The organism is Paenibacillus allorhizosphaerae, from assembly GCF_042659105.1.
In the GTDB taxonomy this organism is placed as follows: Bacteria; Bacillota; Bacilli; order Paenibacillales; family NBRC-103111; genus Paenibacillus_G; species Paenibacillus_G allorhizosphaerae.
The window spans coordinates 89,408-102,779 of the sequence record NZ_JBHSRV010000004.1; the positions used below are offsets into that span (position 1 = coordinate 89,408).

Sequence of the window (13,372 nt, forward strand, 5' to 3'; positions counted from 1 at the left end):
TACGTAAAGGACTGATTGTACGGCGACTATATTTTTTTCGCAAGGAGGCCCCATTTGATGACAATAAGAAAGCTTCTATGTACATCATTGTTATGCGCTAGTATGCTTGCGACTTCCGTGCCGGTATATGCCGTGGAAACCCCTCCGGTTGCGGGCTCCGCGCTTCCCGCTTTTCCGGGAGCCGAGGGCGGGGGCATGTACACGACGGGAGGTCGCGGCGGCGAAGTATATGAAGTGACGAACTTGAACGATTCCGGCCTCGGCTCGCTTCGGGATGCGGTCAGCCAAGGCAACCGTACCGTCGTGTTCCGCGTCTCCGGCAACATTCAACTGGCATCGCAGCTTAACATTACCGGCTCGAACTTGACGATAGCCGGACAGACGGCGCCCGGAGACGGAATCAGCGTCAACAATTACTCGATTTATGTCAAGGCGGATAATGTCATTCTCCGCTATTTGCGCTTCCGCATGGGCGACCAGTCCCCTTCCGAAGGCGATGCCGTTTCGATTGACGGACGCAAGAACATTATCATCGACCACTGCTCCTTCTCCTGGGCGATCGATGAAGTACTGTCTCCGCAAACGACCGATAATCTTACGGTCCAATGGTCCATCATCGGCGAAGCGCTGCATATGTCCAAACATGAGAAAGGGCGTCACGGCTTCGGCGGCTTGTGGGGAGCCGGAAACAATACATACCATCACAACCTGCTGGTCCATAACAGCAGCCGCAATCCGCGGTTCAAAGGCCGCACGGAAGTCGACAAACGAAATCTGGATTACCGGAACAACGTTGTCTACAACTGGAATTATAAAACCGCGTACGGCGGTAACGGCGCCAATGTCAATATGATCAACAATTACAATAAATTTGGTCCGGACACCCTGCTCAGCGCGAGAGATTTGGTGCTTGACGAGATCGGCGGCGTCGGTCAGTGGTACATCGACGGCAACTACATCGACGGCTCTCCGAGCATTACGGCGGATAACTGGGCTGGCGTTCACGATTTCGAAGGCAACATCAAGCTGACCGAGCCGGTTCCTTATGCGCCCGTAACGACGCATTCGGCTGAAGAAGCTTATGCGCTTGTGCTGGCCCAGGCAGGTGCTATAATGCCTAAGCGCGATTCGGTTGACGCCCGGATCATCGATGACGTACGCAACCGCACCGGGAGACAAATCAATTCTCCGGCCGAGGTCGGCGGCTGGCCCGTATTGAACAGCTTACCCGCTCCGACGGATACGGACCATGACGGCATGCCGGATGACTGGGAGCTCGCACGCGGACTCAACCCGAACGATGCTGCCGATCGCAACGACATCAGCTCGAACGGCTACACGAACCTGGAAAACTACTTGAACTCGATTGCCGGCAACGGCTCGCTGAACCCCACCGTTCGCATGACATCCCCTGCAATCAATACGATTGCACCCGCCGGAGGTCAAATTATATTCGATGCGGAAGCGTCAGACCCGGACGGCACCGTCAGCAAGGTCGAGTTTTACCGCAACGGCGTAAAGATGGGCGAGGACGATACCGCTCCGTATCAATACGTATGGACGAATGTACCGGAAGGAACCTACTATGTAACGGCCAAAGCGATCGATAACAGCGGAACGTCAACCGACTCTGCCGCCGTACCCGTGCACTTCAACGCGTCCGGCGACATCGCTCCCTGGAGCTCCGTAGATATCGGAAGCCCTGGGCTGCCGGGACATGCCAATCTCAACGACGGCGTGCTCACACTCAAGAGCTCCGGCAATATCGCCGGCAGCAGCGAGTCGTTCCGGTTCGTTTATCAAAAGCTGACCGGCGACGGCCAATTGACCGCTCGGATCGACAAAATCACACACACGACCCCGCTGGCCAAAGCAGGCGTGATGATTCGCGAGAAGCTGACGCCCGGTGCGCGCATGGGCATGATGGGCCTTGCTGTTCGCGGCGACGGTCATGTAGCGGAATTTTACAGCAGAGACACCGAGGGCGGGGCATTGGCTGAAACACCGCCGCTTCCGTCGATCAATCCGCCATATTACGTGCGTATCGTGAAATTCGGCGACACCGTCACGGGATATATGTCGCTCACCGGCACCGAATGGACCCGGATCTCCTCTATGACGCTCGATTCGGACGAGGTGTACATCGGTATGATGGCGGACGCCGCCAAAGAAAATAATTTGATCGAGAATTACAATAAATCGCTTTTTTCCCAAGTACAGCTCGAACATTTCGATGCGATTCCTTACCGAACGACGGGCGTCAGCGTGTCGCGGGGCAGTGCGGACTTACTCGTATCGTGGGCTCCCGCCGAAAGAGCGGAGACATACCAGGTGAAACGCAGCTTGACGCCAGGCGGCCCGTATACGACCGTCGCCACCGTTGCGGACACTTCGTATCTTGACACGCAGGTCGAAGTCGGCGTCAATTATTTTTACGTGATCAAAGCGGCCAACGCTTTCGGCGAAAGTCTCGAAAATTCGGAAGAACGCAACGGAGCGCTGCTCGGCACGCCTGCAGCGGTATTCCTGATTAACGACGATTTCGAACGCATGAATGCAGGCGATTATCCCGCTGGCTACGATAGCAGACCTACGCCGGCCACCGAGACGAATTATATCAAGGTGGACGCCGTCCCTGCCGATCCGCCGGGCAACCGTTCCGGCAAGCTGCTCAATCTTTTCGATAACAGCACGAGCCAGACCCGCGCGTCCAAAAACTTCCCGGCCCAGCAAGGCACGGTCATCGCCGAAGTCGATGTGATGCAAATGGCGGGAGCAGATTACCCGAGGGTACTCCGGCTGCTCGACACGGCGTTCGGCAAGCATTACGTCGAAATTTTTTCCGGGTATGGAGCCGGCTGCCCGACACCTTACTGCTTTTATTACCGCAACACGGATACCAGCAACGGGAAAGCCGTCCCTCTGCCGACCAACAACGAGTTTGTGCCGAACAAGTGGTATCACGTGAAAGTCGTAGCCGATGTCAAAACGCAAATGGCCGAGGTGTTCATTAACGGCGCGTCGAGCGGAACGATTCCGTTCCATAAGGACAAAGGCTGGCCCGATGCGGCAAAACTGAGCGCCATCGACTTCTTGTCTTCGGCAACGCATAAAGTAAACGAATATCTTGATAATATCCGGGTTGGCGTTCCGGCGATCGCCGCACCCGGCGGCGTCACGGCGGCCGTATACGGCAATGACGCTCAAATTCGTTGGACCGCGATTCCGGATGCAACTTCCTATAATCTTTACCGCAAAGAAGGCGACGCCGGGCGGTTCAAGCTTGTGGCATCGGACCTGATCAGTGACAGCTACACGGATAAAGGGCTGGCTTTCGATACTACGTATGACTATGCCGTAGCCGCTGTCAGCAACACCATCGAGGGCGCCTACTCCGCATCCGCTTCCGTCACACCTGTCGGCCCGCTTGTCATCACGCTGGATCAGCGCAGCGGTTCCGTAACGCAAGCGACGTACGCCATTACGGGCAGCGTGAGCAAGACGGCAACGGTGAAAGTAAACGGAGTCCCGTCTGCGGTCGGTCCGGATTTGAAATTTGCCGCGACCCTGCAGCTTCAGCAAGGTCCTAATCCAATTATGGTGGAGGCGGTCGATACCGCAGGAGTGCCTGCAGAGCCGGTCTCCATCCATCTGTTCGTCGACTCGATCCTGCCGATGCTTCGTCTGGATCAGCGCAGCGGTTCCGTAACCACTTCTGTTTATACGATCTCGGGTACGGTTAGCGAGCCGTCCAAAGTGTACGTGAACGGAACCGAAACGGCCATCGATTCCAATTTGCGTTTCACGCAAACGATCCGACTGGCGGAAGGTACGAATGACATCAAGGTAGAAGCGGTCGATACGCTCGGTAATGCCGCTGTTCCGGTCATCTTACGTTTGACCTACGATAACGCTGCTCCGGTACTCACCATCGATAACCCGCGCGGCAACAACAACGGAAAAGACGACCAGGTCCCGGAAGGCGATTACACGATCAGAGGAAGGGTCAGCGAGCCGGGGACGGTTACGGCAGGTGGCGTAACCGCCATCGTGAACCCGGACCTTACCTATACGATCGTTGTGCCCCTGAGTCAAGGCCGAAACCGAATCTCGGTGCAGGCGACCGACTTGGCAGGAAACCGCTCGGTCCCGTTCATTTGGGAAGTCGTCGCGACCAAGCACGGACATAATAAATAAATGGTTATAAAAGAAGCCTCCCTTTTCCACTTGGATTGTGGTAAAAGGAGGCTTCTCTCTTTCACTATCTCAACGGCAATTCCGTCCTCCGTTTTCGAGATTTTATCCCCATCGATTCGTAAAGCTTGATCGCGCTTGTATTGAACTCGACCACGTTCAGCTTCAGCCCCGTCCGCGTTGTTTTGTCTGGTATAGGCAATGGCGTATTCCATCACACGAATCCGAGAGACTTAAGGCCTCTTGCCTGGCAGAGGCCCCCTATGGACTTAACCTTGCAGGAATGTTTGCCAGACTCACTTCCACGATTTCGCTTTTGGCAGACCACGGGGCGCACGCCCCGCAGTGTAGATACAATGTTATGTGAAGTTGATGTCTTCGTCGAGTAACCCCGTAGATTCAATAACTGTTACTCTAGCTTTAATATTTCTCCATCAGGCTTAAATAAACTGATCTCTTCATTCAACGCCTTCTTCATCTTTATACCGCACTTATCGCTGCAAAGTACAAATATTCCATCCTGTCCTTGTTTCTTTGCTTCTGAATCTTCAGCGACCACAATCATAGGAACGCTTGTATTCCTGGTTGTAAGAAATATGGATTTTATTGTGCCTTCATCCTCTTTAAGATTTAATCCTTCAACGAACTTGACGCTTAATCCAAAGCATTCTTTGTCTTCTTTAATTTTCTTCATACACCAAGAACATTGAAGCATACTTTTCATTCCTTCTCTCTTTATAAAATTCTTTTTATTATTATATCAATTCACCGAACGTTCTTGTATTCACGAACCGGAGAACCTAAAATCATGTAAGCAACGACGCATCCCGACGCTCGCCTTCGGCTGCGACTTTCCGCTTCAAAATAGAAACGGATCGCATCTTCATCGTACAAGTTCGCTAACGAAAATATCGGTCTTGCCGCGGCATGCACATCATCCTAATGTCTTCTCAACTCAATGATCGCTTCCGCCTCTTCCATCAATGCTACTCTAATGAAAGTTCTCATACCGCCCTGCTCCTCGTTCCTTCCGTTCAATTGCTTTGTTCGGGCACAGGCGGTGCTCCTGATTGCAGCAGCTGTATAAAAGCATGCATCGCCTGCGAAATCCATTTTTTCGGGTGGTAAAACAATTGCACCTGCAAGCGAATGTCCGGATGTGCAAACGGCAGCACTGCTAGTTCCCCTCTGCGCACTTCTTCTTCGGCAACGATCCGCGGCAGAAGCGCTAGTCCGAGCCCGGCCATGACGCATCGCTTGACGGCTTCCGGGTTCCCGAGCTCAAAGCCGACGCGATACGGAATATCATGTGCCCGCAGCACTTTCTCCAGCATGCCCCGGTAGTTGCAGCTCTCCTCCGCCATAATCCACTCCGACTCGCGAAGCTGATCCAGTCCCACCTCCGCTAGCTGCGTCAGCGGATGACCAGGCCGGGCGATCAATAACAGCGGCTCCTCCTTAATTGTGATGCATTGCAATGACGAATCCGGCGGTTTATCGTCCAGCAGCAGTCCGAGATCAAGCTCGCCCTCCTTCACCGTATCGATAATATGCGCTTCACTGCCGGGATGCAGCCTGATCGCAAGCTCGGGAAAATGACGGCGAAGCTGTTCGATCAAGGGCGGAAGATAATAGGAGGCCAGCGAATCGATCGTCCCGATCGACAGTGTCCCTCCAGTCTGTCTGGCGATCGTTTCCTGCGATTCCTCGTACAAATCCAGCATTTGAACCGTAATCTTCAGCAGCGCTTCGCCGGATGAAGTGAGACGCAGCCGCTTGCCGAACCTTTCGAACAGCGTCACGCCGTAATGCTTCTCCAGCTTTTGAATTTGCGTCGTAACGCTCGACTGTGCGTATCCGAGCTTTTCGGCGGCCCGGGTGAAGCTTTGGCGCTGCGCTACCTCGCGGAACGTTTGAAAGTAAACCAAATCCATATTTTCACCACTATCAACATTATTGATGATACTTATCATTTATTATAGATAACACCGATGGTAAAAACCATGGTAAAGTACTTTATACAAAAACGTTTCCGGCGGCCTCCCGACTCCCTTCAAAGAAACATGTCACTAGGACAAAACTTTACTTGCTTTCAGCGAATGTCCGGCTTCGCTGGCTCTTATGATCTCGTTCATAAACTTAATGGAGGGATTCCCATGATGAATCAGCAAGACTTGCAAGGAATTTATGTGCCTGTTATTACTCCGTTTCTGCCGAATGGAGAGCTTGATCCGGATTCTTATCGGACTTACGTGGGTAAGCTGCTTGCGCACAACATTCAGGGGCTCGTCATCAACGGTACGACCGGCGAATCGCCCACCGTGACGTGGGAGGAAGTTACGGCGCTCACGATGGCGACCAAGGCGCAAATGCAAGGTGCCTCCGTTCCGGTCGTGATCGGCACGGGAACGAATGATACGGCCGCCACCGTAAAGCAGACGGAAATGGCCGCGCAGCTCGGGGCCGACGGCGTCCTTGTCGTTGTACCGTACTATAGCCGTCCGTCGCAGGAAGGCATCATCGAGCATTTTCGCCGGGTGGCGCAGGTCGGAATCCCTGTGATCGTGTATGAGATTCCCGCTCGCACCGGAGTCCGATTGACCGTTGATACGGCGAGGACGATTATGGAGATGGATGGCGTGATCGGGATGAAAGACAGCTCCGGCGGTACCGAGCTTGTCTCGGCGTTGTCCCGGCTTGCCTCCAAGCCCGTGCTTTGCGGCGAAGACGTCTATTTCTACGACGCGCTTCGCGCAGGGGCTGCCGGCGGCATCATGGCGTCCGCCAGCGTGAATACAGACTCGTTCCGCGAGGTGTACCGTCTTGCCGCAAAAGGCATGTTCGAGGAAGCGGGGACCGCGTTCGAGCGGCTGCTTCCACTCATCCGGCTGCTGTTTCAAGAATCCAATCCGACGCCGCTCAAATGGCTGCTTGCCCGCCAGGGCATCATTGCCGGAGATACCGTGCGGCTGCCATTAACTTCGATTTCGCGCGGACTTGCCGACACATTGGAACGCTTTCTCTTTTCGCATGAATGCACATAGATCGATCTTATAACAGGCTGTCCCGTATGAAACGTAGACCGGCGTCTACAAGTCGTACTTCCGGGTTACTACCAATACTCTGCCCAACTGTCTTACATGATGCAGCACTTGTCCCCGACGTATATCGTTCAGGCGGAGCGGTATTCCAGGATCATGCACTGCAGCAGCTTAATAAGCCGATTCGCATTGTGACGACCAATGAAGTTTTGGACGGTAATTTAAGAGGCGCGACGGTCAACCATTTGCAGTTAACGATTAGCGGCGAAAAATTTAAGGCCCTCTAAACGCATATTCCCCGGGAAATCGGTTCCCGGGGAATTGTTCGTTGAACGTTCCTGCAAAATTCATCCTTGCTCATCGTTTCTTCAGCTCAGCGGCTGCACCTTTTCCTGATCCTTTAGCTGATGCTGTCCGGATACGATAAGCGGTTCGCCTTCCTTCACTCCTGACAGCACTTCCTGATTCGCATCGCTCAGGCGGCCGAGCTCCACTTTGCGTTTCTCGGCAATATTGCCGTTGAGCACAAACACAAAGGCGTCGCCGCCTTCCCGAACGACAGCAAGCGTCGGCACGGAAACGACGAGCTGGTCGGCTTCTTCGGTGAGCAGCACCTGCGCCTTCATCCCCGGCTTCAGCTTCCGGTCGCCGTTCGGCACCTCCAGCTCCAGAGCGTAAGACTTCGATTGCACGCTCATCACATCGGCCAAGTAGCGGACCTGCGCGATCATTTTCTCCGCCTGGCCCGGTACGTAAAACGACAGTTCCGGCTTGCCCCGGACCATCCGAGCGGCCTCCTCCGTCAGCTCCGCCTTGATCTTGATCGGATCCAGCTGCTGACTTTGACCGGCGCGAAAAGCGGCGGGCAGCGTCATCCCCACTTCAATGGGCAGATCGGTCAACACTCCGCTTACCTGCGCTTTCACTTCCATGTGCTGCAAATTGCGGTCGTACTCGCGGATCGCCACCGCCGATGACTGAACCGATTGCTCGATGGCTGCAAGCGGGTTCGTCTTCTCCATGGTCGACAGCTTTGCCTTCATATTTTCCAGATCCAGCTTCGCATTGTTCACTTGCGTTTCCAACTGCTCCACCTGAAACTTGGAGGCAAGACCCGTATCGTAATCATTGCGGATTTTGCCGTAGTTTTTTTGCAAATTGCCGAGGTTGTCTTCCGCTTTGGCGATGTTATTGTGCAGCTCCTGCTTGCCGTCCGCCCACTCCTCCCTTGCTTTAGCGAGCTGTTGCTGCCCGGATTGCAGGGCAATTTCCGCCTTTTCCCGGCTGATAAGCATATCCGTCGGATCTAGGCGGAACACGACTTCCCCTTGTTCCACCGGCTCTCCGCGTTTCTTCAAGATTTCCGCGACATCGCCCGGCGTCTTCGTAACGATATCGAGGGTAACGGAAGCGACGACGTCCGCTACCTGTTCGAGCGGAGTGCCGATCCGTTTCTTCTCAATCTTCGATACTTTCACGCTCTTCGGCTGCGTGTCGGCCGCTCCCGCAGACAGAGGCTCCGTGACCGGTGTTGCCGAACAGCCCGCCAGCATGAACACCATGAATGCTGCGTATACTGCCGCTTTCGCTTTCCTGAATATTTGATTCATGGGATGGCGCATCTCCTTTCGTAACCGAGATTATGGTTCCAGCGTCGCGTTCGATTCCGCGGCGAGCCGCTGCAGCTTCGATAACCGCTTTCGTCCCTGCATTTTCTCAAGCGCGTTTGCGATCCATTCGTAGATCGCCGGAACGACGACGAGCGTAAGCAGCGTGGATGTCGTCAACCCGCCCATAACGACTACCGCTAGACCTTTGGAGATGATCGCACCTCCGGACTCGCCGAGCACCAGCGGGATTAAGGCGATAATCGTCGCGCCGGCGGTCATGATGATCGGACGCAAGCGAGTGACACCCGCTTCCACCAACGCTTCCCGGACGGTCATGCCGTCATGACGCAGCTGCTCCACCCGGTCGACCAGCACGATCGCATTCGTGACGACGATCCCGATCAGCATGAGAAAGCCGATCAATGAAGTGACGCTGATCGCCTCCCGGGCGATCACCATGCCGAGAAAGCCGCCGATCGCGGCAAAAGGCAGGGAGAATAAAATGGCAAACGGCGAGCTGGCGTTGCCGAACGTGAGCACCATTACCAGGTAGACGATAAATACAGCGGAGACAATCGCCGCGATCATGTCGGAGAACGCCTCCTCAATATCGATCTGCGCACCCTTCAGCTCTCGCTCCACACCGTCCGGAAGCGGCAGCGCTCGAAGCTGCTCCGCCGCGCGGGAGCTGACGCCTCCGACATCGTTGCCATCCACGTCCGCGGTAATGCTGACGTAGCGCCGCTGCTGGTCCCGCTCGATCGAAGAAGGCGCGTTGATCTCCCGCACCTCGGCGATGTCGCGCAATGAGATCGTGCGCCCTGTCGGTGTCTTTAGCTGCAATGCGGAGATACGACCGATGCTGCCCAGATGCGACGCATCCACCTTGACTCGCATACTGTACTCTACGCCTTCAAACGTGATATCCCCCAGCTTCACTTCCGTGATCCAACTGTTCACCGTCTCCAGCACGAAAGCGGTCGTTAACCCGTATAGACGCGCCTTGGCCGGATCGACCAAAACCTGCACTTCTCGCTTCAAATCCCCGAAGCTATCCTTGATGTTGCCCATTTCGGGGAACTTCTGCAGTTTCTCTTTTACAAGCTCGGCCTATTTTTTCAGATCTTCTTGATTATCGCTTTTCAGCATGTATTCGAATTTGTTCGTCGTCTGCGGACCGAACTTCACGATCGTCCCGAACGTCTCGGAGCCTTGCGGCAGCTCGTATTTGATTTTGTCCACGTAGTCCTTCAGCACCGGTTTCGCATCCGTATCCGGGTATACCTCCGCCAAGATCGAAGCTCGGTACGGATACTCCTGCTTATTCCAGTTATAGCCGGCCAGTCCTTCCACCATCTTGAACAAAGGAGCTCCTTTCTCGTCTTTGCCGTCCCGCATCATATCCTCCAGCGTCTTCAGCTTCGCGTCCATCGTGTCCAATGAAGTTTCCCGAGGCAGCTTGAGATCGAAGCGCATCGTCTTCTCGGTATCGCCGCTCGGCAAAAACTCTTTCTTCAGAAAAGGCGCCGTTCCGCCAACGGAGGCGACCAGCAGCGCAAAGGCAACCGCCAGCGTAACGAGCCGGCGATTCAGCGAAAGGAGCAGCAATAGTCGGTACAGGCGCATGTAGCCGGTCTCCATGTGCTCCTCATGCTTCATAGGCTTATCGCCGCCGCGCAGCACGAGCAGCTTGCATAGCACCGGAATGACCGTCAAGGCGACAAGCAGCGATGCCAGCAGAGCGCACGAGATCGTAAGCGCAAACTCGGAGAACAGCTGCCCGGGCGGGCCGCTGACGAGGCTGAGCGGAGCGAACACGCCGACAGTCGTGATCGTCGATGAGGTAATCGCCTTGCTCACTTGTTTGGTAGCGAGCAGCAGTACGGAATCATTGCGCTGCTGCGCATTTTGCAGCCGGCTGTAAATGTTCTCGATGACGACGATACTGTCGTCGACAATGCGCCCGATGGCGATAACCATCCCGCCCAGCGAAAAAATATTGATCGTCAGGCCAATCAGCTTCATGAATATAAGCGTCGCAAAAATGGAGACCGGGATCGAGACAAGGGCGATCAGCGTCATTCTTGCGTTTCGCAAAAACAGCAAAATCATAAACGAAGCCAGCACCGCTCCGAATCCGCCCTCCTTCAACATGCCGGAGATCGACTTCTTGATTTCGGCGGAGCCGTCGATGACGACGTCGAACTTGATGTTCGGATAGTCGCGCTTCCACCTATCAAGCAGCTCATTCGCCTTCCCGATCAGCTCGATAATATTGGCGTCTTCATTTTTGTACATATGAATGGCGATATTTGGCTGGCCGTTCAGACGGCTGACAAAGGAAGCCTTATGCTCTGTGCTAATGGAGGCGATCTGCTTGAGCAGCACGACATCCCCGCGCGAGGCCGTAAGCTGCATGTTTTGCAAATCATAGATAGCGGCGAATTTGCCCTTCACGCGCAGCATTTGATCATTTCCGCCGAAATTAACGGTTCCGGCCGCCGAATCGGCGAGCGAACCGCGGATCCATCCGGCCACCTGTGCGGGAGTGAACCCGAACTGCTGGATGGCGTTCGGGTCGAGCCGGATGTACAGCACATCCTCATCGTCGCCTACCGTCTCGATCCGCTCCACCCCTTGGATGCTGCGCAGCCCGGGCAAAATCCGGTCGTTCAGCAGCCGGCTGAGCTCGGATCGGGAAGTGCCGTCCACGGACGACAAGCCCAAATAATAGACCGGCTGGGTGACCGGGCTATCGACGGATACGACCGGCCGCTTGGCGGCTTGCGGGAGCTCCACCCGGTTGATGAGGCTCTCGATGTCTTTTTTCGCCTCGTCGGTGTCGACGCCGTCTTCAAGCTGGACGATGATCATCGAGATGTTATCGTCGGAGACGGAGGAAAGGTTTTTCAGCCCGTCCAGCCCTTGAACCTGTTCCTCGATCGGCTCGGTCACATATTTCATCACGTCTTCCGGCGGCGCCGGATAAAAGGTACGAATGGTGACCGCCGGAAAATCAATATTCGGCACGCTTTCCACTTTAAGCTGGGCGGCCATATACGAACCCCCTAGCGCCAGCATGACGATCAGAATGATCACCGCCGATACGTTGTTTAAAGAAAATCGAGTAAACAAAGCGTTATCACTCCTTGTATCACGATCAAATCGATTGCGAATCTAAGATAGGAACAACCTGTTGATTAATGAACACAATGTTGATTATAATCAAATAAGCAAACCAGGCAATGATCAGCTTTCCAGCTTATGTTCATTATGGAACACATAGTTTCAAATCTGTTCATTATGGAATAAATAATGATCACTCGCATGGGGAGGTGTCGCTGAAGATGGACAAAACGGACGGCAGGGTTATCCGAACGAAACAAATGTTGTACGAGGCGTTTCTGAATTTAATCGAAGCGAAAGGGTTTGACGCGATTACGGTGCGTGACCTGACGACTCGCGCCGGTTTGAACCGAGGAACATTTTACTTGCATTATGAAGACAAGTACGATCTGCTGCAGAAATGGAAGAAAGAGATGCTCAACGGCTTTGAAGCGCAATTGTCCAATTTCGACCTGCGCGTGCTGTTGAACCATCCTACCCTGGAGGAGCCGCCGCAAATGATATTGGAAATCATTCAATATTTCTATGAACATGCCCGATTTTTTCGCATCATGCTGGGATCTAAAGGAGACCCCTCTTATCTCAATGAGCTTAAGGCACTGATGAGAAAGCATATGTTCAACAAAATGTCGAGCGTTCAGCCGAATGAGGAGTTGATGATGCTGCCGCGTGAATTTCTTATCGCCTACCTCATCTCCGCCAATTTGGGCATGATCCAGCATTGGCTCGAGAGCGGGTTGAAATACTCGCCTTATCACATGGCGCTTCTGCTGACCCGGGTCAGCAAGCTCGGTCCTTTAAACTCGGTGGCGGCGGGCATTGCCGCGGAACAGCCGTAGTGCAACGGAGTTTCTTTATATAATGCCGATTTTGCGACTATGCGCGCATTCGTTTATCCCGGCAATCGGCCGGCTGCGACGCGCGCGAACAACGCTACCAAAGGAGAGATTCGCATGAATTACCGCTTTACCGAACAGATTCCGGATAGCGATGCTTTGTTCGTGCTTTATGACGCGGTGGACTGGAACGACTTTCTCGGGTTATCCAAGGAGCAGATTACTCAAGCAACCGCTCAAAGCTGGTATGCGCTTCATGTTTACGATGGAGAGCAATTGATCGGCACCGGCCGCGTTATTTCGGACGGCGTCATCAACGGCTGCCTGTGCGGGGTGGCCGTGCACCCGAATTACCAGAAGCAAGGGATCGGAAGCGAGCTCATTCGCAGGCTCGTCGACCAATGCCGGAAACATCATCTTCATATCCAGCTCTTTTGTACGGAACAAAACGCAGCATACTACCGTAAACTGGGCTTTGAAGTGTTCGCCGTGGGCATGAAGCAGCATGCCTAACGGGATCGGCAAAAAAACGGCCTTCTCCGCTATAAGCCAAACGCGGACAAAA

At 54.2% G+C, this 13,372-nt stretch carries 9 protein-coding genes; 4 read left to right on the forward strand and 5 right to left on the reverse strand.

Annotated elements, in window-relative coordinates:
- Nucleotides 1-57 precede the first annotated feature (57 nt).
- A complete protein-coding gene (locus tag ACFQI7_RS16720) occupies nt 58-4,197 on the forward strand; it encodes an Ig-like domain-containing protein (protein WP_230414750.1) in 4,140 nt (1,379 codons plus the stop codon).
- A gap of 406 nt (nt 4,198-4,603) precedes the next feature.
- Here ACFQI7_RS16720 and ACFQI7_RS16725 read toward each other — a convergent pair whose 3' ends face one another.
- Nucleotides 4,604-4,918 carry a hypothetical protein gene (locus tag ACFQI7_RS16725; protein ID WP_230414752.1) on the reverse strand — a complete coding sequence of 105 codons (315 nt, stop codon included), beginning with the start codon at nt 4,916-4,918 and terminating at the stop codon, nt 4,604-4,606.
- A 310-nt stretch (nt 4,919-5,228) separates the two neighbouring features.
- A complete protein-coding gene (locus ACFQI7_RS16730; RefSeq protein ID WP_218097984.1) occupies nt 5,229-6,128 on the reverse strand; it encodes a LysR family transcriptional regulator in 900 nt (299 codons plus the stop codon).
- Between the two features lie 222 nt (nt 6,129-6,350).
- Here ACFQI7_RS16730 and dapA point away from each other — a divergent pair, with 222 nt between their 5' ends.
- A complete protein-coding gene (gene dapA / locus ACFQI7_RS16735) occupies nt 6,351-7,238 on the forward strand; it encodes a 4-hydroxy-tetrahydrodipicolinate synthase (RefSeq protein WP_218097985.1) in 888 nt (295 codons plus the stop codon).
- Between the two features lie 365 nt (nt 7,239-7,603).
- On the opposite strand, the gene ACFQI7_RS16740 is transcribed toward dapA, so the two are convergent.
- From ACFQI7_RS16740 to ACFQI7_RS16750, 3 genes are read right to left on the reverse strand one after another with little or no spacing between them, the layout of a single operon-like run.
- Nucleotides 7,604-8,845, reverse strand: a complete 1,242-nt coding sequence (locus tag ACFQI7_RS16740) for an efflux RND transporter periplasmic adaptor subunit (RefSeq protein WP_218097986.1) — start codon at nt 8,843-8,845, stop codon at nt 7,604-7,606.
- A gap of 30 nt (nt 8,846-8,875) precedes the next feature.
- On the reverse strand, nt 8,876-9,934 hold the full coding sequence (locus tag ACFQI7_RS16745) for an efflux RND transporter permease subunit (protein ID WP_268966817.1): 1,059 nt from the start codon (nt 9,932-9,934) through the stop codon (nt 8,876-8,878).
- Between the two features lie 21 nt (nt 9,935-9,955).
- Nucleotides 9,956-11,980 (reverse strand): efflux RND transporter permease subunit, encoded by a 2,025-nt coding sequence (locus tag ACFQI7_RS16750; protein ID WP_218097988.1) that lies wholly within the window; start codon nt 11,978-11,980, stop codon nt 9,956-9,958.
- Nucleotides 11,981-12,192: 212 nt separating this feature from the next.
- Here ACFQI7_RS16750 and ACFQI7_RS16755 point away from each other — a divergent pair, with 212 nt between their 5' ends.
- On the forward strand, nt 12,193-12,810 hold the full coding sequence (locus tag ACFQI7_RS16755) for a TetR/AcrR family transcriptional regulator (protein ID WP_218097989.1): 618 nt from the start codon (nt 12,193-12,195) through the stop codon (nt 12,808-12,810).
- Between the two features lie 114 nt (nt 12,811-12,924).
- A complete protein-coding gene (locus ACFQI7_RS16760; protein ID WP_218097990.1) occupies nt 12,925-13,320 on the forward strand; it encodes a GNAT family N-acetyltransferase in 396 nt (131 codons plus the stop codon).
- Nucleotides 13,321-13,372: the final 52 nt, after the last annotated feature.